At 39.7% G+C, this 22,793-nt stretch carries 19 protein-coding genes; 13 read left to right on the top strand and 6 right to left on the bottom strand.

Going from position 1 to position 22,793, the window contains the following annotated elements; all coding sequences use genetic code 11:
• Nucleotides 1–125 precede the first annotated feature (125 nt).
• The 9 genes from CWC16_RS01405 (at nucleotide 126) to CWC16_RS01365 (ending at nucleotide 10,865) form a co-directional block, all read left to right on the top strand.
• Entirely contained in the window at nucleotides 126–1,994 is a 1,869-nt protein-coding gene (locus CWC16_RS01405) for an ATP-dependent nuclease (protein ID WP_138540197.1), read from the top strand.
• A gap of 79 nt (nucleotides 1,995–2,073) precedes the next feature.
• Nucleotides 2,074–2,349, top strand: a complete 276-nt coding sequence (locus tag CWC16_RS01400) for a hypothetical protein (RefSeq protein ID WP_138540196.1) — start codon at nucleotides 2,074–2,076, stop codon at nucleotides 2,347–2,349.
• Nucleotides 2,350–2,472: 123 nt separating this feature from the next.
• A complete protein-coding gene (locus tag CWC16_RS01395) occupies nucleotides 2,473–2,694 on the top strand; it encodes a hypothetical protein (protein ID WP_138540195.1) in 222 nt (73 codons plus the stop codon).
• Nucleotides 2,695–2,982: 288 nt separating this feature from the next.
• Nucleotides 2,983–3,942, top strand: a complete 960-nt coding sequence (locus CWC16_RS01390; protein WP_138540194.1) for a phosphotransferase — start codon at nucleotides 2,983–2,985, stop codon at nucleotides 3,940–3,942.
• A gap of 144 nt (nucleotides 3,943–4,086) precedes the next feature.
• The gene (upp, locus tag CWC16_RS01385; RefSeq protein WP_055013761.1) at nucleotides 4,087–4,716 is read left to right on the top strand and encodes a uracil phosphoribosyltransferase; all 630 of its coding nucleotides are present in this window, start codon (nucleotides 4,087–4,089) and stop codon (nucleotides 4,714–4,716) included.
• A 9-nt stretch (nucleotides 4,717–4,725) separates the two neighbouring features.
• A complete protein-coding gene (locus tag CWC16_RS01380; RefSeq protein ID WP_055019128.1) occupies nucleotides 4,726–5,964 on the top strand; it encodes a uracil-xanthine permease family protein in 1,239 nt (412 codons plus the stop codon).
• 136 nt (nucleotides 5,965–6,100) lie between these two features.
• Nucleotides 6,101–7,846, top strand: coding sequence for an HAD-IIB family hydrolase (locus tag CWC16_RS01375; RefSeq protein ID WP_138540193.1), 1,746 nt, complete (start codon nucleotides 6,101–6,103; stop codon nucleotides 7,844–7,846).
• Nucleotides 7,839–9,062 (top strand): glycosyltransferase family protein, encoded by a 1,224-nt coding sequence (locus CWC16_RS01370; RefSeq protein WP_055013758.1) that lies wholly within the window; start codon nucleotides 7,839–7,841, stop codon nucleotides 9,060–9,062. Before CWC16_RS01375 ends, CWC16_RS01370 begins: the two co-directional genes overlap by 8 nt.
• A gap of 24 nt (nucleotides 9,063–9,086) precedes the next feature.
• Nucleotides 9,087–10,865, top strand: coding sequence for a sugar phosphorylase (locus CWC16_RS01365; protein WP_138540192.1), 1,779 nt, complete (start codon nucleotides 9,087–9,089; stop codon nucleotides 10,863–10,865).
• Between the two features lie 104 nt (nucleotides 10,866–10,969).
• Here the strand turns inward: CWC16_RS01365 and CWC16_RS01360 are convergent, their stop codons facing one another.
• Nucleotides 10,970–13,810 (bottom strand): TonB-dependent receptor domain-containing protein, encoded by a 2,841-nt coding sequence (locus CWC16_RS01360; RefSeq protein ID WP_138540191.1) that lies wholly within the window; start codon nucleotides 13,808–13,810, stop codon nucleotides 10,970–10,972.
• A 555-nt stretch (nucleotides 13,811–14,365) separates the two neighbouring features.
• Nucleotides 14,366–17,218: a TonB-dependent receptor domain-containing protein gene (locus CWC16_RS01355; protein ID WP_138540190.1), complete on the bottom strand. Its 2,853-nt coding sequence runs from the start codon at nucleotides 17,216–17,218 to the stop codon at nucleotides 14,366–14,368.
• Between the two features lie 511 nt (nucleotides 17,219–17,729).
• Between CWC16_RS01355 and CWC16_RS01350 the strand changes: the two genes are divergently transcribed.
• Nucleotides 17,730–18,119, top strand: coding sequence for a cytochrome b562 (locus CWC16_RS01350; RefSeq protein WP_138540189.1), 390 nt, complete (start codon nucleotides 17,730–17,732; stop codon nucleotides 18,117–18,119).
• Between the two features lie 9 nt (nucleotides 18,120–18,128).
• A complete protein-coding gene (locus CWC16_RS01345; RefSeq protein WP_138540188.1) occupies nucleotides 18,129–18,515 on the top strand; it encodes an OsmC family protein in 387 nt (128 codons plus the stop codon).
• A gap of 51 nt (nucleotides 18,516–18,566) precedes the next feature.
• Here the strand turns inward: CWC16_RS01345 and ykgO are convergent, their stop codons facing one another.
• Nucleotides 18,567–18,701: a type B 50S ribosomal protein L36 gene (ykgO, locus tag CWC16_RS01340; RefSeq protein ID WP_138540187.1), complete on the bottom strand. Its 135-nt coding sequence runs from the start codon at nucleotides 18,699–18,701 to the stop codon at nucleotides 18,567–18,569.
• A complete protein-coding gene (locus CWC16_RS01335) occupies nucleotides 18,701–18,964 on the bottom strand; it encodes a type B 50S ribosomal protein L31 (RefSeq protein WP_055013751.1) in 264 nt (87 codons plus the stop codon). The genes ykgO and CWC16_RS01335 overlap by 1 nt, the downstream gene beginning before the upstream one ends.
• A gap of 224 nt (nucleotides 18,965–19,188) precedes the next feature.
• On the opposite strand from CWC16_RS01335, the gene CWC16_RS01330 reads away from it, so the two are divergent.
• Nucleotides 19,189–19,455 (top strand): hypothetical protein, encoded by a 267-nt coding sequence (locus tag CWC16_RS01330; RefSeq protein ID WP_055013750.1) that lies wholly within the window; start codon nucleotides 19,189–19,191, stop codon nucleotides 19,453–19,455.
• Between the two features lie 50 nt (nucleotides 19,456–19,505).
• Here the strand turns inward: CWC16_RS01330 and CWC16_RS01325 are convergent, their stop codons facing one another.
• Nucleotides 19,506–20,549: a metal-dependent hydrolase gene (locus CWC16_RS01325; protein WP_138540186.1), complete on the bottom strand. Its 1,044-nt coding sequence runs from the start codon at nucleotides 20,547–20,549 to the stop codon at nucleotides 19,506–19,508.
• Between the two features lie 57 nt (nucleotides 20,550–20,606).
• Nucleotides 20,607–21,494 (bottom strand): LysR family transcriptional regulator, encoded by an 888-nt coding sequence (locus tag CWC16_RS01320; protein WP_138540185.1) that lies wholly within the window; start codon nucleotides 21,492–21,494, stop codon nucleotides 20,607–20,609.
• 114 nt (nucleotides 21,495–21,608) lie between these two features.
• On the opposite strand from CWC16_RS01320, the gene CWC16_RS01315 reads away from it, so the two are divergent.
• Nucleotides 21,609–22,781, top strand: coding sequence for an MFS transporter (locus CWC16_RS01315; RefSeq protein WP_138540184.1), 1,173 nt, complete (start codon nucleotides 21,609–21,611; stop codon nucleotides 22,779–22,781).
• Nucleotides 22,782–22,793: the final 12 nt, after the last annotated feature.

The raw sequence follows: 22,793 nt of genomic DNA, 5'->3' as shown, positions 1-22,793 counted from the left end.
ACTTAAGGCTCTCGCTTCGCTCGCTGGGACAGTAACACGTAGGCTCTGTCGCTCCGCTCCTAATTTTAGCCTACGTGTTACTGCCCCTTAGTGGGGTGTTATACAAAACATAGAGAATCGTGAAAATGGAATTCCCCACAGAAATAACAATAAACCTCAATCAATCAAATATTCAAAATATTGGTCAGAAGACCATAACCATCCATGGAGGTGTTACAACTCTATTGGGGCCAAACGGGTCAGGTAAGACACAAATTCTTAGAGGCTTGAAGGCATCGATAAATCAATATGCTTCTAACAAGAAAATTCGATACGTATCGGCTGGACGGCTTGGCCCCATGGAGAACTTTCGGTCCGACTATGACGGCAGACGCGGAAACCCACGATACGAACAGGCTACTTACGGCGCTAAAGATTCAATGCAGTATAGGCATGCCAATGAAACTGTAACTGGGGATTTTGCTACTTTATCAGAGCGCCCAGATATACTAATTAAAGTCCAAGAGAGATTGAGAAAATTATTTAATAGAGATGTTCGTATAGATTGGGACGGTGGAAATCTAAAAGTCTATTTTTCTAGAGTCGATGTTGAAGGAAGTGAGTATTCTTCGGCACGTGAAGCAAGCGGCCTTCTACACTTGGTGTCAATTCTGGCCGGTCTTTATGATGATGAAGTTGGCGTTGTACTAATTGATGAGCCCGAGGTGTCACTACATCCACAATTGCAGTCGTTTTTATATCAAGAAATTTCAAAAGTGGCAGGTGATCCAAGCACACCAGGAAAGAAGCTGGTGTTTTTATCAACTCACTCAACTGAGTTTATTCACCTTCAATCGGTAGACGATTTGGCATCAATTGTTTTTTGTACAGATATATATATTGATGCAGTCCAAATTGACCCAACTATTGATGAGTTTAGAAATAGAAAGGTCAAAGCGCTTTTAGCCCGAATGGGGCAAGAGCATAAGCTTGCACTTTTTTGTAATAGGCCTTTGCTCGTAGAAGGACCAAGCGATCAAATTATCTGCTCAGGGATTAGCCGAGTATTAGATTTAAATACCGAGGCCGCAGGGTCGCAAATACTTCCTGTAACAGGTAAAGGGCAAATGCCAGTTGTTACGAAGTTAATGCGATTAATTGGTAAAACACCATCGATTTTAGCTGATGCAGATGCCTTAACAGACGGTTTAGAATCAATTTCTCCGTTTATCAACCAGCCTCAAGCTGATGATATTGCCATAGCACTTGGCCATAGAAGTGCCGCTCAATTTGCGAGGGATACCTATAGCGATTTTACGCAATGTGTAGATGCAAATTGGAGTGATATTAGTGGGGAAGCGATGAATCACCCCTATTGGGTAAATCGCGATTTGCAGAGGGACGACTCGATAGCAAAAAGGCGATCAGCTTTTTGTACTTTTATGAATGCGGATGATATATCACAAGTTGTTGTTAGCAATGAAGGCCTATGGAGCGGCTTAAAGGGTAGGCTTACTTCGTTACTAGAATTACTCGGGTCATTGGGATGTTTTATATTAAAGAATGGAACAATTGAATCCTACTATCAACATGCCGATCAACTAACAAGTGACGAGAAACCAAATGCTGCGGCCCATGAAGTGGCGCATATGAGTGAGATGAACGAGCAGGAGTTACATGAATCATTTGGAGATATTGTAGAGGCTATAAAGTTCGCTTCTCAAGCAAAAAGCATTGATGAAGGTGCTGCTATTAGAGATATGGTTCTAGCTATTGTGGCTCCAGCTTTAGCTTCAATTACCGAAACAACCACAGAAATTGAGCTAAATACAAACTGTAGAAACCTTTTTGATAAGAAGGCGAGCTTGTTTAGGCTTTCAATAGAAAATGATAATGGTCTATTTTTAATCGTTAACTTGGCTACAAATATTTTAGATGTACGAGGCTTTCCATTACGAATAGCTGTGGGCTCAAACCCGATTTCTACTGTAAATGCACAAATGGAGCTTCAGTAAATGTATAACAAACGCATCAAAGGCGACGCTCGTACCTCGCGCGCTTTATGCGGGCGCTATAATGAAAGGGAGATAGCGTATGAGTGATTTAATCGGATTTCTATTGGTGATACCTGTTTTGGTACTTATCGCTGTTGGGTTTCATTATTGGCTCAGTAACCGTATTTTGGCTATTGTTATTCCAACTTTAGTGGTGTCCTTATTACTACCCATTATTGATTACTTTGTGCTTGGTTATATTGACCCATTCACAATAATTGCAGTAATTATCGTAGCGATATTAATGCTTGTGATTTCCGTAATGGTATTAGTATTTTTTAAAAAACACAGGCAACTTAAAGAGCAAGGACTGTAGCATTTGCAATATAACAAACAAATGTTGCAGACCCAAACTCGCGACCATTGTTCTTGCTTCACAGAGTATAGGCTACAAGGTTGTGCAGCAAATTCGGAAGTTATGTTTTAAATAGGTGAATGAATGACTGAACGGGAAATTGCTCTAACCATATTTATCATCATTGGCATTTATTTGATGCTTACGGGTAAAATTAATGTCTTTGTTTCTATTGGTCAGTCTGGAATTAATTCTCACGTAAGAGCCGGCTCCCCGGAAACACCTATTAAAACTCAAGGAATAGCGGTCAGGATTCTTGGGTTTGCTATTTCTGTAATCTCTTTTTGGTGCTATCTGTATTTATAACATTGTGGTGAAAGCGCTTTGTAGCTATAAAACATAACAATCACATTAAGTCGGTCGCAAGCTTTCTTGAACATTATTGCCCGTAGAAATAAAAAGACACCCATTTTAAATTTTGCATTTCCAATAAGAATTTAGTGCCCGCTTTGGGCAGGTAAATTAAGGTGAGTGTTTCCTTAAAAAGAAAGGTGCTTATTTACGTGCAACTAAGCGTGTCTCATAGATGCTATCGTTTTATTAAAAACGCCCACTAATGTTAAACTACAAAAAATTTAATTACTTAATATTACCATGGCATTTTATATTCCTTTATTAAAATCTCACTTTAAACACATTGAAATTGGCGATACGCTAACATCGCTTTGGAGCGGGTGTGGCAGTATTGTTGAGTGCATGCTTGATGCCGAGCCATGTGTTATTAAAGCGATTAAAATACCACGCTACATAAACCATCCAAAAATTAAGCAAAGCGAATTTGCATTAAATAGAAAGCAGCACTCTTATAAAGTTGAATATAATTTTTATAGGTTATACAGCGCGTACTTACCGACAAGCGCTAAAAGTATTACTTGTATTAATGCAATTAATGATGGTGATGATTATGCGTTAGTATTTAAAAACTTTACTCAATATGGTTTTGCTCAAGCAAGCTCCCAGCATATAAAGGCAATACTAAACTGGTTAGCATTTTTTCATGCCTTTAATTTAAATAAGCCAGCAAAGGGTTTATGGCAACAAGGGAACTATTGGCATTTGAGCACACGGCCAGATGAGTTTAATAAGTTAAAACAAAGCGCTGACGAAAAGTCCGATATTAAAAATGCGGCTCATAAAATTGATAAAACACTACAAGCATCACACTACAAAACCTTGATACATGGCGATGCTAAGCTTGCCAATTTTGCTGCAAATGAGCAAGGTGAAATACTCGCTTATGACTTTCAGTATGTAGGGGGTGGGGTAGGGATTTGCGATGTAATGTATTTTATGACCAGCTGCTTAAGCGACGAGCAATTACATACCTGCGCCGATGAGTATTTACGTTACTATTTTAGCCAATTAAAAAATGCGCTTTTAATGTATCAACCACAAATAAATGCCGATGACGTAATTGCAAAGTGGCATGCATTATGGCCATTAGCTTGGGCCGACTTTTATCGATTTTTAGCGGGTTGGAGCCCAACTCATTTTAAAATAAATAGCTACATGATGGCGCAAGTAAATTTAACGTTATCAGATAACAACTTATAAACATGAAGTAGTGTGTCGCTTGCATAAATATCAAGCAAATCAATACATTTTGGCACGATCTATGAAAACTTATTTAAAATTGCAGGTCAAATGACCTTTTTTAATATAAAATACCGCCAATTCTTGTATCAGTAGGTTTTTATCATGTCAATTCACGTAATTTCACACCCTCTAGTTCAACACAAATTAGGCTTAATGCGCGCTCACGGTATAAGTACTAAAAGCTTTCGTGAATTATGCTCTGAGGTAGGTACGTTATTAACTTACGAAGCAACTAAAAACCTACCGCTAGAAGATAACGAAATTACTGGCTGGGACGGCAATAAATTAAAAGTAGAGCACATTAAGGGTAAAAAAATTACGGTAGTGCCCATTTTACGCGCTGGTCTTGGCATGATGGATGGCGTTATGCAGTTATTACCAGCGGCTAAGGTAAGTGTTGTGGGCCTTGAGCGTAACGAAGAAACACTTGAGCCAGTACCTTACTTTGAAAAGTTAGTAGGCAATATTGATGAACGTTTAAGCTTGGTGATCGACCCTATGCTTGCCACTGGGGGCTCTATGATTGCAACAATTGATATGCTTAAAAAAGCAGGCTGTAAAGACATTAAAGTCATTGTACTTGTAGCTGCGCCAGAAGGCGTAGAAAAAACTTTAGAGGCTCATCCAGATATTGAAATATTTACCGCCTCAGTGGATAGTCACTTAAACGATAAAGGTTATATTATCCCAGGTCTTGGTGATGCAGGCGACAAAATATTTGGTACGGTTTAGGAGTATTCAGTGCAAAATAACGCCACTTTTTCTGTAAAAACCATTTTAACTGGCGCTCAAATGCTGTTTGTAGCATTTGGTGCGTTAGTGTTAGTACCTTTATTAACAGGGCTTGACCCCAGTGTCGCTTTGTTTACGGCGGGTGTAGGGACTTTACTATTTCAGGTAGTGACGAAAGGCAAAGTGCCTATATTTTTAGCATCATCGTTTGCGTTTATTGCGCCTATTATTGCCTCAGTACAAATGTGGGGCGTACCAGCCACCATGGGGGGCTTAATGGCTGCAGGTGGCGCTTATATGTTGTTGGCATTGCTAGTTAAATTTAAAGGGGTGGCAACACTTCATAAAATTTTGCCACCAGTGGTGGTTGGCCCCGTTATTATGGTGATTGGTTTAGCACTTGCGCCGGTTGCGGTAAATATGGCAATGGGTAAAAGTGGCGATGGCAGTATTGAACTCATCGCGTACGATAAAGCCATTATTATTTCGCTGTTTTCTCTTGTTGTAACACTTATTTTTGCTGTGTGGGGCAAAGGTGTATATAAGCTTATACCTATATTAGCAGGTGTTATATCGGGCTATGTTTTGTCGCTTGTAATGGGTGTGGTGGAATTTAGCAGCGTAAATGAAGCGAGCTGGTTGGCTGTACCAAACTTCACATGGCCAGAATTTAAATGGCAAGCCATATTATTTATGGTACCTGTAGCCATTGCCCCTGCTATTGAGCACATTGGCGATATGATGGCTATTAGCCAAGTAACTAATAAAGATTTTTTAAAAAAACCAGGCTTACATCGCACTTTATTTGGTGATGGTTTAGCCACTGCAGCAGCGTCAATGTTTGGTGGGCCGCCTAATACAACCTACTCAGAAGTGACAGGCGCAGTTATGCTGACCAAAAACTTTAATCCTAAAGTGATGATGTGGACTGCCATTATTGCTATTGTGCTGGCATTTGTAGCTAAAATGGGCGCTGGTTTACAAACTATTCCTGTACCTGTAATGGGCGGCATTATGATTTTGTTGTTTGGCTCAATTGCGGTAGTGGGCTTAAATACATTGGTTAAATCGGGTGATGATTTAACTGCACCCCGTAATTTAAGTATTGTGGCACTTATATTAGTATGCGGGATTGGCGGGATGCACATTGGTGGTAGCCAATTTAGCTTAGAAGGGGTTAGCTTGTGCGCCATTTTAGGTATTGTGCTTAATCTAGTATTGCCAAAGGCCGAGCCAGAAACTGATTAATTTTGCACTGTATGTAAAATTTACGCACCAAAATAGCGCATATTAATTGCGCTATTTTTGTAAGTTATTAAAAATATTATAAAAATAATAGTGGTCTAGTACCTGCATTTGTTACTTCATACTATAAGGAGTGACTATGTCAGAGGCCAGTATTGTGGATATAACCCCATTTTTAGCAAAGCACCAATTGCCTTTAAAGTATCAGTACCTTAGCGAGCAATTTTTTATTCCCCTTGCACACGATATTCTAGAATCAAAAAAAAATAATACCCCTATATTTGTCGCAATAAATGGCTGCCAAGGCTCAGGAAAAACCACCCTCGCGGATTTTTTAGTTACTTGGTTTAGTAACAACACCCCCTTTACCAGTGTCGCGCTTTCTATTGACGATTTTTACTTATCCAAATCTCACCGCCAAGGTCTCGCCAAAGACGTACACCCATTATTCGCTACCCGCGGTGTGCCTGGCACCCACGATGTAGGATTAATGAATACCACCATAAGCCGGTTACTTGCAAAGGAAGTGGGCGTACCTTTGCCTAAATTTGATAAGCATTGTGATGACTACAGCCCCGAGCAAACATGGCAATGTAATGATAAGCCCATCGATATTATTATTTTAGAAGGTTGGTGTGTTGGCAGTGAGCCACAACCGTTATTTTCTTTAAGTGAGCCTATAAACGAGCTTGAAACACAGCACGATAAAGAAGGTGTGTGGCGACGCTGTGTAAATAGTTGCCTAGCAAATGAATACAAAAGTGTGTTTAGTAAAATAGATTACACGGTGATGCTCAAAGCGCCGAGCTTTGAAGACGTATTTAAGTGGCGCCAAGAGCAAGAGCAAAAGCTTATTGCCGCTAAAGGCGAGGGCGATGGCACCATGAGTGATAACCAACTGCTGCACTTTATTTCACACTTTGAGCGTATCACTCGCGAAAATTTAAACACCTTAAGCGCTAAAGCAAACGCCCTTATTGAGCTTGATAGTAATCGCGATATTAGTGCTATGCATTTGACCAGCGATGATACTCTGCAACCTATTATATTTACCGATTTAGATGGCACACTGCTCGATCATGGCGATTACAACACTAAAAATATCAGTGGCTTGCTGCAAGATTTGCAAGCCGCCAACATTCCTGTGGTGTTTAATACCAGCAAAACATTTTGCGAAGTGGTTGAACTTAAAAACGAGCTTAATATTCAACAGCCTTTTATTGTTGAAAATGGCGCGGCGGCTTATTTACCCGTAGATTATTTTGAGCTTAAACCCATTGGCTGCAAGCAAGTAGGGGCGTATTGGTGTTATGCATTTGCAACACCGCTGTCTGACTTATTGAGCGATTTAGACTCGTTAAGTAACGAATACAAAGCAAACTATAAATTATTTAGTGACTTATCGAGCGAGCAAATATCATCCCTCACAGGGCTTAATGAAGCGCAGGCAAGGCGCGCTCAAACACGCGAGTTTTCAGACCCACTTTATTGGCATGGAAGCGATGAATTACTAAATTCGTTTGTAAACGATGTAAAAGCATTAGGCTACGAAATAAAAATAGGCGGGCGCTTTATACATATTGCTAAAAACACCGATAAAAGCGCTGCACAGCAGTGGTTAGTTAAACAAATTTCACAACATTTTAGAAAGCCTCTCACGGTAATTGCACTCGGTGATAGTGACAACGATAAGCAGATGCTAGAGCAAGCTGATATCGCGATTATTATCCATAACCCAAGCAGTAAAAAGCCGGTTAAGTTATCTCACAATAAGGCGCGTTATTCACAATCTCCCGCTCCACAGGGTTGGATTGAAGAAATAACCACATTGCCTTGTATTAGCAGCATTTTAAATACTATTGAGGAGCAGAAATCACATGGCTGATTTTTATCAAAATGGCATTATTACAACTTTACATAACATTGCCGATAGGCCGGTAGAAGCACTAGAAGAAGAGCTAATTGGTTTTAGCAAGCAACGGCCTATGGGGTTAATACTCCCTTCGTTATTTAGCGAGCTTGAAGGCCCAGCGTTACAGAATATTGTAAAAGAACTTAGAGATGTACCCTATTTATCACAAATTACCATAGGTTTAGACAGGGCAGATGAGTCACAGTATCGCCATGCTTTGGGCTTTTTTAAAGAGCTGAATCAAAATCACAAAGTCTTATGGAATGATGGCCCACGCTTACAAGCGCTCGATAAAGAATTACAGGCGCTAGGTGTGGCGCCCAGAGAACTTGGAAAAGGTAGAAACGTGTGGTATTGCATGGGTTATAAATTAGCTACCTCAGAGGTGGAGTCGATAGCACTGCATGATTGCGATATTTTAACTTACGATAGAGGGCTGTTAGCACGTTTAATATACCCTGTTGCACACCCTCGTTTTAATTACGAATTTTGTAAAGGCTTTTACCCGCGTACTGCAAACGGCAAAATTAATGGCCGTGTGTCGCGCTTATTGGTAACGCCGTTATTACGCTCATTCAAAACTATTTTAGGCAATACCGACTATCTTGAGTACATGGATACCTTTAGATACCCGTTAGCAGGGGAGTTTTCGTTTAGACGTGATGTGCTAAACGATATTCGTATCCCGAGTGATTGGGGACTAGAAATTGGCGTGCTAAGTGAAATGTACCGCAATTATTCGCATAATCGCTTATGCCAAGTGGATATTGCAGATAACTACGACCATAAGCATCAGGAGCTTTCTCTTAATGACCAAAATGCTGGCTTATCAAAAATGTCGATAGACATAACAAAGGCGTTGTTTAGAAAGTTAGCTACTCAAGGGGTTACATTCACCAGTGAAACTATTCGGTCTTTAAAAGCAACGTATTATCGTATTGGTTTAGACTTTATAGAAACCTACCACAACGATGCAATAATGAACGGGTTAAACCTAGATGTGCACCAAGAAGAAAAGGCCGTAGAAATGTTCGCCAAAAATGTTATGGAAGCAGGGCAGCACTTTTTAGATAACCCGATGGAAGCGCCATTTGTGCCAAGTTGGAACCGAGTTGTATCGGCCATGCCTGATGTGTTTGAGCGCTTAAAAGAAGCGGTAGATCTGGATAATAAAGAATTTAGTGAATAAATAAAACAATAATAAGGGGCGCGTGTGAATACAGTAAGTGAATTATTTTTACAGCGGGTAGAGCAACATCTGCACATCATTTATAAAGATGTTGAGCTGCCATTGAGTATTACAAAGCTGGCTGAGCAGCTTATTACTATAATTTTAGGCGACAGCCCGCTGCGCGACCCTACGCCCCATACTAACCGGTGGGATGAGCAAGATATTGTTTTAATAGCCTATGGCGATTCTATTATTAAGCATGATGAGGCAGATCAAGCCGTTGCAAAACCACTTGAAGCCCCCCTAAAAACCTTGCACCGATTTATAAAAGAGCAGTGCGATATGCAGCTCAACGCTTTACATATATTGCCGTTTTACCCGTATAGCTCTGATGAGGGGTTTGCGGTAATGAACTACGTACAAGTCAATGAGTCGTTAGGGGATTGGCAAGATATAAGAAATATTGCCAAAGATGTAAAACTAATGGCAGATTTAGTAATTAACCACTGCTCTAGCCGAAGTGTATGGTTTGAAAACTTTTTAAACGATTTAGACCCAGGCAAAGATTACTTTAAAACAGCAAGTTTAACCGATGATTTAAGTAACGTAGTTCGCCCACGTACGTCACCGCTATTAAATACGGTAACCACACCAAGCGGCGAAAAACATGTATGGTGTACGTTTAGTCACGACCAAGTTGATTTTGATTTTGGTAACCCGGAAGTTTTAAAAGAGTTTATACGCATTATTCGCCACTATTTAGATAATGGCGTCCGTTTATTCAGGCTAGATGCGGTTGCGTTTTTATGGAAACAGCTCAATACAAACTGTATTAATTTACCCCAGACCCACGAGGCCGTTAGGCTCATACGCACGCTTATAGAGCATACTGAGCCAAGTGTTGTCATAATTACCGAAACAAACATACCAAACCAAGAAAACCTTTCATATTTTGGTAATGCTAACGAAGCCCATAGCATTTATAATTTTGCCTTACCGCCTTTATTACTGCATACCTTACTCAGTGGCGATAGCACAGCCATTAAGCATTGGATGATGAGTATGCCGCCTGCACAAAATGGCACCACCTATTTTAATTTTATTGCCTCACACGATGGCATAGGGCTTAGACCAATAGAAGGCTTGTTACAGCCTAGCGAAGTGGCATCATTGGTGAGTACATCTATGCAATTTGGTGGGCGAGTATCAATGCGCACCAGTAACGATGGTACACACACACCGTATGAACTAAACATTGCACTTTTTGATGCATTACAAGGTACGCACAATGGGCAAGATAAGTTTGGCCTTGAGCGGTTTATGTGTGCACACGCCATTATGTTTGCCCTTGAAGGGATACCGGGGCTTTATATTCATAGTTTGCTTGGCACTACAAACGATTACGAACGCTTTGAAAATTCCCAGCATAACCGCGCTATAAACCGACACCGTTGGCAAGAGTCAAAGTTATTATCGGCTTTAGGTGATAAATATAGCCATCATCATAAAGTGTTTAATGGTATTAAGCACTTACTAGGTATTCGTAAAAAACAAAGTGCATTTCATCCAAATGCCACGCAATTTACGCTGCATCTAGCGGGGGGGTTATTTGGTTTTTGGCGGCAAAGTATAGATAGGCGCCAAAGTATATTTTGCGTTTATAACATAAGTGATAAACCACAAGTACTTACCCTTGCAGATTTAAATTTAATTAACACCCAGCAATGGTTTGATTTAGTGGCTGATGAAACAATAAGCGAAGATCAACTCACCATAGAGCTTGAGCCGTATCAAAGTGTATGGTTAAGTAATATTAAATAAAGAGTAGTAACGCCCATTTGCAAAAAGCACACTTAATTAAGCGCAGTGTTATAAAAAGGCTCGCAGTGCGAGCCTTTAACATAATTAATAAACGTTGTTTCTAATTATAAGCTGTAGCTTAAGTTAATGTAGCCAAAGCGGCCAATGTTATCGTAACTGGCAGAGCCTGCACCTGTACCACGAGTGCCGTACGGAAGTTTACGATTAAATAGGTTATCAACACCTACTTTAACGTCTAAGCCGCTATCGAAGTTGTAACCCACTGTCATATCGGTAATAAAGTATTTACCGTAAGACATTTGGTTACTTGGGTTAGGGTTGCTGGCAAGCTCAACATTTGTGTATAAATCAACTTCGCTGATAAAGCGTGTTTCAACCGTTGAGTAAAAGTTATCCATGGTATAGCTAACTGATAGATTAGTTTGCCATTTAGCTTCGCCAGTTGTACCCGCGTACTCAATATAAGAACTAGGATCATCTTGGAACGGGTAGTCTTTACGCTCAATAAGGTAAGTACCGACTAAACGGGTTTTAAAGCTCCCTTCAAGGGCATCAAAGTCATAGCCTAATTCAAAATCCACACCAGACGCCTTTTGACCAGCTACGTTAAGTACTGAGTTTTGAATTAATGAAATTTCACCACTGGCGTTACGTGTAATTAAATTACAGTATTGGTTGTCTATGCCTGTCGTGCTATCTACACAGCGATCAAGAATGTCTTGCGCCTCAATTGTGTCAATGGCATCTTCTAGATCAATTTCCCAGTAATCAATTGTCAGCACAGCGTTTTCTAAAAACATCGGTTGATAAACAATACCAACCGTTGTACTTGTAGACTCTTCACCTTTAACATCACGGTTACCACTGCTTAAACCATCTAATGATGCAGAGTCATAATCTGAGTTAAAGTCACTCGCTACACCTAACGCTGCACAGTTTGCAGAGCGAGTTGCAGCATTCGATAAGTCACCTAAGTTTTCAGCGCGACACGGGTCATCTACATTGTAGAAAGTTTGGCTTGCTGCACCAAAGACTTCACTGATGTTTGGCGCACGAAGGGCTGCAGATTGCGTTACACGTACACGTAGTTCATCGTTTACAGTCCAATCAAGACCCAGTTTCCAGCTAGTTGCTTCGCCAATTGTACTGTAATCAGCATGACGTACTGCGGTATCAAGTACTAAATCTTGAATAAGCGGTAAATCAGTTAAAATAGGCATAGTCGCTTCAAAAAATACTTCACGCACATTAAACGAGCCTTTATCTTCGCCTAATGCGTTAAAGAACGTACCTTCTGCGTTATCTGGCTCTTTTGTTTCGCTTTCTTCTTTACGGTATTCAGCACCAAATGCAACACCTACATAACCTGCTGGTAATTCAAAAATAGCGCCATTAGCAAGTGAGCCCGAAACCACGGTTTGCTTAATAGTTGATGTGCCTACAGATACTGTATTTATGTAATCAATTGCTTGTTGAGATGGCGCGCCAAAACCCATAATGTTTACCGGTACACAACCATCAGCTTGTGCTGCAGCGCTGCGACATACTATGTTGCCATCGGTATCTTCAACGGCATCAAGGGCATTAAAGTAGTTGGCTAAAATCATGTTAGCGCCGTTTTCGCGCTCAAGATCTGTTTGACCGTAAACAACTGATGTATCTAACTCCCAATCTTCAAACACAGTCCCTTTTAGGCCTGTAACAAAGCGGGTTGTTTCACGGGTATTGTTTTCAACACGGCGACCAAGATCACTCATCATGCGGTTAACCATGATTGAGTCAACGCCTTCCTCTTGCATACGTGCTTTGATAGCTGGGTCTAGGTAAGGGTTATCAATTTTAATGCTGTTGTCGCTATCAAAAAAGAAAAACGCTGGTTGGCCAATGCTTTCACCTTGGCTGTTCACGTATTTTGCATCAAAGTAGACGTTTAAGTCGTCGGTCACATCGTAGTTAACTTTAAAGTTTACATTGTAACGCTCAAACTCAGGTTGTATTTCTTCAAATTGACCTAAATTGAAAAAGTCACAATTTGCACATGAAAGGCCATCTACATTATTGCCAATGTATAAATCGCGAGCGCTGCTATCCGGATTAAAGCTATTAGTATAGCCATCTTCAAGAGCGTAAACACCCGCGCTGTTAATCGCGTAGTAACCTGCATTAGGTGTTAATATTTTATCAGGAAAATCAGCACTATCTTTGTTTGCTTCCGTTTGAGCTTGGTTACGTAAATTCCCAAAAGATGTGCTAGTCCAAGGGTGGTCAAGTGCGTTTAATGAATCCTGACCTGAGTACTCAATAGCAAATGCAGCATTACCGCGGGCATTATCAAAGTTAGAACCGTACGAAAAAGTGGCTTTTTCGTTGTTGTAGCTGTTTAAATCGGCAAAACCACGGGTAACACTAAAGTCCATGCCTTCAATGTTGTCTTTTAATATAAAGTTTACAACACCTGTCACCGCATCAGCACCGTATACAGCTGATGCACCACCCGTAATAATTTCTACACGCTCAACCCATACGCTTGGGATTGTGTTTGTATCAACAGCTTGAGAGCCGGCTGAACTAGATACATGGCGCTTACCATTTACAAGTACTAAGGTACGGTCGGTACCCATGTTACGTAAATCAAGAATGTTTAAACCAGCAGTACCAATAAAGCGGCCTGAGTTAGCCATTGAATACGTATTGCCAAGTGCTGGTAAGTTATTTAGCGCTTCACCAATGTTTACAGCGCCAGTATTAACTAGCTGCTCGCCGCTTATAACTGTTACTGGTGCTGGTGCAATAGCGCCTTCACGTAAAATACGCGAACCCGTTACTTCAACGCGTTCAATTTTTGTCGCTTGCTCATCTTGTGCAAGCACAGAATTACTCGCTGTTGCAGCAGCAGTAATCAATGCACATTTAATGCTAGTAGAAAGTAAATTATGACGTTTCATGTGTTTCCCAAAGGAGATTTTATAATAATTTGATATATTAAATTTTAACTAAATACAGTGTGCATTTAGCCAAAGCCCTATAACTTTTGTTATAGGGCTGGCGATTATTGCATGTGGAAACTATGAATAGAAGCGTCGTAATTTATTCTTTTTCAGTAAGTTAACTCTTTATTAAATTGTTTAAAGTTGAAGTTTGTTGCGTTTGATGAAATAGTTGGTTGTTATTATCTTGTGTTGTTTTGTTAGGAGTTAGAGCGAGTTTTTGGTGTGTTTATTTATTTTTTACTTGGTTTACATCTAATCTTCTTTTAAGTTTGTTTTTTGAGTTTGATTTAACTTTGTAGATATTTTAGTGGTCTTTAGTGCTTAGCTTATTAACCTAATGGTTGGTTAATGCTTGCGCTTATATGTGTTTTTTATGTAACTCCTTTACAGTGCAGGTTCTTAAAAAAAGAACATAATGAAGCAGTTATTAGCCACTTAAAACTATAAATTGAGTAAATTTCATCTAAAAAAAAAGGCCCAATTAAGGGCCTTTCTAGGGAGAGTTAAAAATTAAAAGTCGTATGATAAATTTACGTAGCCAAAACGGCCAATATTATCGTAACTTGCACTACCACTTCCTGTACCGCGTGTACCGTATGGAAGCTCTCTGTTAAATACGTTATCTACGCCTAATTTAACACCCATACCATTATCAAAGTTATAACCTACTGTTATATCTGAAATGATATAAGTACCATAGTTCATTAAGCTATTAGGATTAGGGTTATCTTCAAGCTCTTGCTCAGTATATAAGCTAACTTCTTCAATATAGCGAGTGCTTAAAGAGGTGTAGAAACGCTCATAGCTGTACTCTATATTAATGTTAGCTTGCCACTGTGCTTCGCCAGTTGTACCCGAATATTCAATGAACTCCTCTGGTTCATCTTGAAATGGAAACTCTTTACGCTCAATTAAGTAAGTACCAATTAAGCGGGTTGCAAAACTACCTTCAAGGGCATCAAAGTCATAAGCTAGTTCAAAATCAATACCAGAAGCTTCTTGGCCTGATACGTTTAAAACTGAGTTTTGAATTAGCGTAATTTCACTGTTAGCATCACGTGTGATTAAGTCACAATATTGATTTGAAATGCCTGAAGTACTATCAACACAGCGATCTAGAATTTCTTGAGATGCAATTGTAGAAATCGCATCTTCTAGCTCTATTTTCCAGTAATCTACCGTTAATACTGCATTTTCTATGAAATCAGGCTGGTACACTATACCTATTGTTGTACTTGTTGACTCTTCACCTTTAACGTCTCGGTTACCGCTTTGTAAGCCTTCAAGTGTTTGCGAATCGTAGTCTGATTCAAAGCCAACGGGTACACCAAGTGCAGCACAGTTAGCACGGCGTGTGTCGCTATTTTGTAAATCATCTAAGTTATCGGCTAAACAAGGATCATCTACGTTATAGAAAGTTTGGCTAGGTGCGCCAAAAATTTCACCAATATTAGGTGCTCTTAGTGCTTCTGACTGTGTTAATCGCAAGCGTAATTGGTCATTAACAGTCCAATCTAAGCCAAGCTTCCAGCTTGTTGCATCACCAATAGTGCTGTAATCAGCGTAACGTACAGCTGCATCCAGTACTAAATCTTGAACAAAAGGAAGGTCAGAGACTAAAGGAATCGTGGCTTCAGCAAAAACTTCATTTACATCAAACTCGCCTTTATCCTCACCTAACGCATTGAAGAAAGTCCCCTCAGCGTTATCAGGTTCTATTGTTTCACTTTCTTCTTTACGGTATTCAACACCAAATGCCATGCCGACGTAGCCTGCAGGTACTTCAAAAAGCGCACCATTTGCTAGTGAAGCTGATACAACCGTTTGTGTAATTTCAGAAGTACCGGTTGATACTGTATTAATATAATCAATGGCTTCTTGGCTAGGTGCACCAAAACCCATAATATTAACTGGCACACAGCCGTCGGCACGTGCCGCTTCACTACGACATACAATATTGCCATTGTCATCTTCAATTGCATCAAGCGCGTAAGAATAGTTATCTAAGATCATATTAGCGCCATTTACACGCTCAAGCTCAGTTTTACCACGAACCACCGATGCATCTAAATCCCAATCTTCTAAAACGGTTCCTTTTAAACCTGCTACAAAGCGTGTGGTTTCACGGGTGTTATTTTCGATGCGACGCCCTAAATCTGTCATCATTCTTAACACATTAATAGAGTCAACGCCTTCACCATCATTTGCTTCTTCCATTAGTGTTCTGACGCTGTCATCTAAGTAGGGGTTATCTATACTGATTGTATTTCTCGGATCGCCAAAGAAGAACGCTGGTTGGCCAATACTTTCACCTTCACTGTTAACATATTTTGCTTCAAAATAAGCATTTAAGTCTTCTGTTACGTCATAGTTTACTTTGAAATTGATATTGTACCTTTCAAATTCAGGTTGTATTTCATCAAATTGTGCAAGGTTAAACGAGTCACAATCGGCACATAGTAAACCATCAACGTTATCACCAATATAAATATCACGATGAGAGCCATCAGGGTTAAACGTATTTACATAGCCATTACCTAAGCTAAATACACCTGCATTGTTAATTGCGTAGTAGCCTGCATTCGGTGTGTAAATTTTATCAGGAAAGTTTGGATCATCTTTATTAGCTTCAGTTTGAGCTTGGTTGCGTAAACTCGAGTAAGAACCGTCTGTCCAAGGGTGATCAAGCGCATTTAATGAATCTTGGCCAGAGTACTCAACTGCAAATGCTGCGTTACCGCGACCATTATCAAAGTTTTTACCGTATGAAAAAGTCGCTTTTTCGTTGTTATAGTCACTAAGATCAGAAACGCCTTTCGTTACACTTACATTCAAACCTTCAATATTATCTTTTAAAATAAAGTTAACAACCCCGGTTACTGCATCTGCACCATATACGGCCGATGCGCCACCGGTAACTATTTCTACACGCTCAACCCAAACACTAGGTATGGTATTCGTATCTACTGATTGCGAGCCTGCTGAACTAGATACATGGCGCTTACCATTGACAAGTACTAAGGTACGGTCTGTGCCCATGTTACGTAAATCAAGAATATTTAAACCAGCAGTACCAATGAATCTACCAGAGTTTGCTAGTGAGTAGGTATTCCCCAATGCGGGTAATTTATTTAAGGCTTCACCAATATTAACGGCGCCGGTGTTTATAAGATCTTCGCCAGAGATAACGGTAACTGGGGCAGGGGCTATTGCACCTACACGGCTGATTTTAGAACCAGTTACTTCTATTCTTTCTAATTTCTTTTCCTCATCTTCTGCAGCGAGTGATGAAAATGCTAAACCTGCAGTTGAGAGACAAAGTGCAGCTTTAATACTGTGAGAGACTATATTGAACGTTTTCATTGATATTCCCTAGATGATTATTTGTGATTAAACTACAGCTCTTGTGCAATGCGTATTAATTACTACGAGCTGTTTATTTATTATTTACATTGCACATTAACAATTAACATGGATGCATATAGGAACAACTAATTTCAGGTGAAATCACAATAAAATAAGCTCAAATACTATGTTAATTTAATGAAAATAATTTACTTAGCCATTGTTTTTACAAGGTTTGTTTTGTTTTTTGAAATTATTTTTAGTGTTATTTTTATGGGTACATGACTGTTAAGGCAGGGTTTTTATGTGAAATAATTTAGAAAAAATGCGGCTTAATGTCCCTATTTTGAGTTCTTTTTTTAGTGGTTTTAATTTTTGTTCACCATTTAATTACAACTCTTGTTAGCCATATTTGTTAATCACATGTTTTGTAAAGCCCCTTTACAGTTATTAAGCCTTCTATGCGCCCTAAGTTACTTTATTACGTAAACTTGATACACTTACGCGGTGTTTATAAATGGGTTTTACTATGAAGTTTTTAGTTTTAATTTTTACTTTTGTATTTAGTACTGTGGCATTTTCAGAGCAAGAAGTTGATCTCGAAGTTAATATGAAAAATACGGGTCTTGCTTATAAAAATGCAGTTCAAGCAGTCGATATAAAAGGCTTTAATACGGCTATCGATAAATTTATTACCTTAATTGAAAGCAGCAAAAGGGCGACCTTTCATAAAAAGCCAAAAATGTCTCTACAGGGGCTTGATAAGGTCATTGAGCAAGCAAGACTAGCTAAAAAGTTAGCAAACGAACGGGGACTGGATTCGGCAAAGCCAGCGCTTAAAAATATTGATGATTTACGTAAGAAGTATCATGAGTTACATGAGCCTCCTGGCTTTTTTGACTTATTGTTTGGTAATTAAGGAGTAGTAATGGAAATTTCAGTGTCATTGTTAGACGGCCAAAAACAGCGTGCAAAGTTTGACAGTCTTGAAGTAATAAGCGATCAAAGTATTAATGCGGGTGGAGGTGCCGAACACCCAGAACCATTTGATTACTTTTTAGTAAGCATGGTGCTATGTGCTGGTTTTTATGCGCGTAAATTTTGTGAACAACGAGAAATCTCTACTGAGGGGATGACACTTACGCAAAATAACGAGAACATAGATGAAGAGGGTAAAAAATTATTTTCTATCGAAATTAATTTACCAGATGGCTTTCCTCAAAAATATAAAAAAGCACTTATTGCTGCGGTTAATACGTGTACGGTTAAAAAAGTGATTCAGGCTCAGCCCGAGTTTTCTGTGGTTGTTAAATAAAAAATACGGGTAAACCTGTATCGTTTACCCGTATACTTCACGGAATTAGTGTTACTTTTTCTTCATTCCTTGAACTGCTTTAAAACGTGGATTGTCTTTACATATTACAAAAACACGTCCTTTGCGCTTCACTATTTGACAACTAGGTCTTTGCTTAGCGCTTTTAAGCGAGCTTAAAACTTTCATTACTCACCTTTTTTGGTAGTCGATAAGTTTTTAAAGCGGCGATTAAATTGCGCGACTCGCCCATCGCTTGCCACAGTTTTTTGTTTACCTGTATAAAAAGGGTGTGAATCACTAGACACATCAATAGGCACGTACGGATATGTTTTCCCTTCAAGCTCAATAGTGCGGTCTGTTTTGATGGTAGAGCCAATAATAAAGTAGCTATCGGCAGCGGTATCGTGAAAAGCAACCATATTGTAATCGGGATGAATATTAGGTTTCATAATACGCCTTAAGTTGTTATGTGATAATATAACCACAGGTTATCGCGTTTACGGCACTCATGCAAATGATTTTTACTCTCATTTACGCGGGCTTTTGTTGGCTAATTGCGCAAACAATTCAAAAAATAACCACTTAAACCAAAAATACTGGCTATTAGTTTTTAGGCTGTTATAACTATATAAAAAGTGTTAACAAGAAAATTTTTACGGTTTAGAGGTAAGCTATGAGCGACGCAGCACAACAAGAACAAATAGACCAAGGGGTGATGGAAACCCTAAGAGAGCGCGATCACACTGCCTTATCAGAGCAAATTAACCCTATAGACTGCACACACAACGACATTATTGAGCTTTTAGCACAATATATGGCACTGAGTGAGCAAGATAATGACGAATTATTTGATGATTGGTTTGATAACCTAAATAAAGAGCAGCACACAGTGCTAAAAGTGTTTGAGGTTTATAGAGGCCAATACGAGCATCAAAATTGATATTAAAAGGGTAGGTTAGTATTATCACTTAGCTGCCCTTTTTAATGTACTCATTGCGCTTTAGCACAGCTTTTGTTTGCTAAAGGTGGCGCTAGATTAACATCTGGGTTCCAAATTCTATCCCATACTTTACTTACACGGCTTAAATTAGAGCGCTGGCTTATTTTTTCAAAGTCACCGACACTTACACCTAAGTCGGTTTTTTCTCCCACAACAAAGTTAAATACATAATTACACTCCATGCCCATTCGTAAATCAGAGAGTATTATATTGCTTTTATGCTGGCGTATGTTGTAAAAGCCTTTAGTAAACCACTGTAAGCGTTTAATTCCCCACTCATCGCTAATCTCATTTATTAATAAGGGGTCAGTGTTATAGGCATTGAATGTTACGTCGTTTGGTTCATCAAATAATGACGCGTAACCTACGTAGTATTGACCATCAGACATAACCACAATACGCCATAACAAGGTGGTGAGTGGCGCAGGAGTACTTATATAGTTGCTTACTTGTATTTGCCTGTCAGAAAGAGCAGCAGTGACTTTATCGTCAATAATTACTTTTAAAATAAGTGAGCTACATAAATATATACAGCTAACACCAAGCATTGTCGTGTTGATTTTATAGGCACGCGTACTCGTTATTTTTGGTAATAATGTACACGCTACACCAAATATTAAGGGGAGTGTATAAAGCGGATCGACTATAAACATGTTTGAAATAGCAAAAGGGTACTCGGTTAGAGGCCACAATAATTGTGTGCCATATACTGTAAAGCTATCAAGTAATGCATGAGTTGATAAACATAAAAACACCAGCCAAAACCAGCGTGTTTTATGCATTTGCATACCAGTGTGTATTTTTAAAATAAGCCAAACAATAAGGGGGCTAATCAATAAATGCACTATAAACGAATGGCTAAAACCGCGATGATAAGTAAACGCCTCCACAGGCCCACCATAAGGAATAAAAACATCTAAGTCGGGTAAGGTACCTAAAGCAGCACCCCATAAAGCGGCTTTACGGCCAATTTTATTACCTAATACGGCGTAACCTACTGCACTACCTAAAACTACCTGTGTTAACGAGTCCATTTTATTCCTGTTTATTAAGGGTGTTAGTTATACTGCCCTTGGGCTAAAAAACGTCACTTATAATCTGAGCAGTGGTTTTATAAAGTCTAGAAAAGCCATTATACGCGACGATACAGCACTGTTTTTGTAATACACCGCTTGCACAATTTCGCGGTTGTTTGGTGTGCTGATAGACCCTGGCAGTATTTCTATTAGCTTGCCTGACTTTAAATCATCACCAATCATAAAGTGCGAAAGCAGCGCCACGCCTTGATTTGCCAAACATAGCTGGCGTACCGTTTCGCCACTACTGGCAGCTAAACCAAAATTTAAAGTTGTGGGCGATTTTAGCGGCCAGTTATTTAATTTAGGCGAGTCGGTAAAGCCAATGAGTCTATGTTGCTTTAAGTCGCTGGTTCGCGAAATAGCCGGTGTATGTTTAAGGTAACTAGGGCTTGCAACTAAATGTAATTTACTTACGCCGAGCTTTTTAGCATGTAGGTTAGAGTCTTTTAATTCACCTATACGAATTGCTAAGTCTGTTTTATGTTCGAGCAAGTCAATAATGCTGTCGTGGGAAGTTATATCAAGCGTGATGTGAGGGTATTGCTGATTAAATTCAGCAATTAAAGGCACCAATTGGTGAAGTACAAAAGGGCTTGCTGCATCAATACGTAATTTTCCACTGGGGGCTTGTTTTAAAAGCTTTATGGCTTCTTCACCGGTTTGTAAGGTGTTCAAGCCATCACGGGCATACTTAATAAAGGTGTGGCCCTCTTCGGTTAGCTCTAATCGGCGAGTAGTTCTATTTAACAGCGTACATTGCAATGTGTTTTCAAGGCGAGACACAGCCCGCGACACTTTGGCTACTTGCTGATCAAGTAAATTAGCAGCTGCCGAGAAACTGCCGCTATCTACTACCGTTAAAAACATTTCTAAGTCTTCGGTCTTTGCATGTTGAGCCAAACGTGAGCACCTTACTTTTGCATTAATTACAAAAGTATTTTGTCACTAATGCTGTTTTTTGCAAACACATTTTTAGTCAAACTGTAGGTCTTAACTAATAATGAGGATTTAATTATGCCATTGGCTTTGTGGGCGCTCACCTTGAGCGCATTTGCAATAGGAACAACCGAGTTTGTAATAGTGGGATTAGTGCCAACTATTGCAAACGATTTAGGTGTAAGCCTACCTTCAGCGGGTTTGCTAGTTAGTTTATATGCAGTTGGGGTTGCCATTGGTGCACCGGTACTGACTGCACTAACTGGGCGTTGGAACCGTAAAATTGTACTCATAAGCTTAATGGGCTTATTTGTGGTAGGTAACTTACTTGCATGGCAAGCGCCCAGTTACGAAACTTTAATACTAGCGCGTATTTTAACAGGCTTAGCGCACGGGGTGTTTTTCTCAATAGGCTCTATGATTGCCACAAGCTTGGTGAGTAAAGATAAAGAAGCCAGCGCTATTGCCATCATGTTTACCGGACTTACTGTGGCGCTGGTGACGGGTGTGCCATTGGGTACTTGGATTGGTCAACACTTTGGTTGGCGTGCAACGTTTTTAGTGGTGTCGGTACTGGGTCTAATCGCGTTAATTGGCAGCGCTATTTTAGTGCCAAAAAACTTAAAACAGTCTATTCCTGCAACGTTTAAAGAGCAGCTTCAGGTTATTGTTAAGCCGCGCTTATTACTCGTATATTTAATGACAATTTTAGGTTACGGCGGCACGTTCACTGCGTTTACTTACTTAGCACCTATATTAGAGCAACAAACAGGTTTTGCTTCTTCAGCGATTGGCTTAATCATGCTGGTTTACGGTGTATCGGTAGCCATTGGTAATATTTGGGGCGGAAATCTGGCTGATAAACGCGGCCCAATTAGCGCACTGAGTATTATATTTAGCGCGTTAACAATTATTTTATTGGCATTTACCTTTACGATGGAATCAAAAGTGGCGGCCGTACTGACTATTTTAGTATGGGGTGCCTTTGCGTTTGGTAACGTACCGGGCTTACAGCTTTATGTCGTAAAACAGGCGCAAAAGCATGCTCCTAATGCAGTAGATGTCGCATCGGGCTTAAACATAACGGCGTTTAATATTGGTATTGCGCTGGGCTCAATTATTGGTGGCAGCGTAGTAGAGGGCATGTCAGTTAAAGATACCGCTTGGATTGGTGCAGCAATTTCCGCTTTAGCATTAATTGCAACCCGTTACAGTGGCATGCTTGATAGGCGTGAAATTCAGCAAGCATAAAGTATCTTTTGT

This window comes from Pseudoalteromonas sp. S3776 (assembly GCF_005886915.1).
GTDB lineage: Bacteria > Pseudomonadota > Gammaproteobacteria > Enterobacterales > Alteromonadaceae > Pseudoalteromonas.
This window is presented reverse-complemented; position numbering and strand designations above follow the sequence as displayed.

Coding starts and splice junctions, on each gene's coding strand:
- CWC16_RS01350 (WP_138540189.1), top strand. CDS start 17,730: ATGAAGTTTTTAGTTTTAATTTTTACTTTTGTATTTAGTACTGTGGCA.
- CWC16_RS01395 (WP_138540195.1), top strand. CDS start 2,473: ATGACTGAACGGGAAATTGCTCTAACCATATTTATCATCATTGGCATT.
- CWC16_RS01370 (WP_055013758.1), top strand. CDS start 7,839: ATGGCTGATTTTTATCAAAATGGCATTATTACAACTTTACATAACATT.
- ykgO (WP_138540187.1), bottom strand. CDS start 18,701: ATGAAAGTTTTAAGCTCGCTTAAAAGCGCTAAGCAAAGACCTAGTTGT.
- CWC16_RS01335 (WP_055013751.1), bottom strand. CDS start 18,964: ATGAAACCTAATATTCATCCCGATTACAATATGGTTGCTTTTCACGAT.
- CWC16_RS01375 (WP_138540193.1), top strand. CDS start 6,101: ATGTCAGAGGCCAGTATTGTGGATATAACCCCATTTTTAGCAAAGCAC.
- CWC16_RS01405 (WP_138540197.1), top strand. CDS start 126: ATGGAATTCCCCACAGAAATAACAATAAACCTCAATCAATCAAATATT.
- CWC16_RS01330 (WP_055013750.1), top strand. CDS start 19,189: ATGAGCGACGCAGCACAACAAGAACAAATAGACCAAGGGGTGATGGAA.
- CWC16_RS01360 (WP_138540191.1), bottom strand. CDS start 13,810: ATGAAACGTCATAATTTACTTTCTACTAGCATTAAATGTGCATTGATT.
- CWC16_RS01400 (WP_138540196.1), top strand. CDS start 2,074: ATGAGTGATTTAATCGGATTTCTATTGGTGATACCTGTTTTGGTACTT.
- CWC16_RS01390 (WP_138540194.1), top strand. CDS start 2,983: ATGGCATTTTATATTCCTTTATTAAAATCTCACTTTAAACACATTGAA.
- CWC16_RS01325 (WP_138540186.1), bottom strand. CDS start 20,549: ATGGACTCGTTAACACAGGTAGTTTTAGGTAGTGCAGTAGGTTACGCC.
- CWC16_RS01315 (WP_138540184.1), top strand. CDS start 21,609: ATGCCATTGGCTTTGTGGGCGCTCACCTTGAGCGCATTTGCAATAGGA.
- CWC16_RS01345 (WP_138540188.1), top strand. CDS start 18,129: ATGGAAATTTCAGTGTCATTGTTAGACGGCCAAAAACAGCGTGCAAAG.
- CWC16_RS01355 (WP_138540190.1), bottom strand. CDS start 17,218: ATGAAAACGTTCAATATAGTCTCTCACAGTATTAAAGCTGCACTTTGT.
- upp (WP_055013761.1), top strand. CDS start 4,087: ATGTCAATTCACGTAATTTCACACCCTCTAGTTCAACACAAATTAGGC.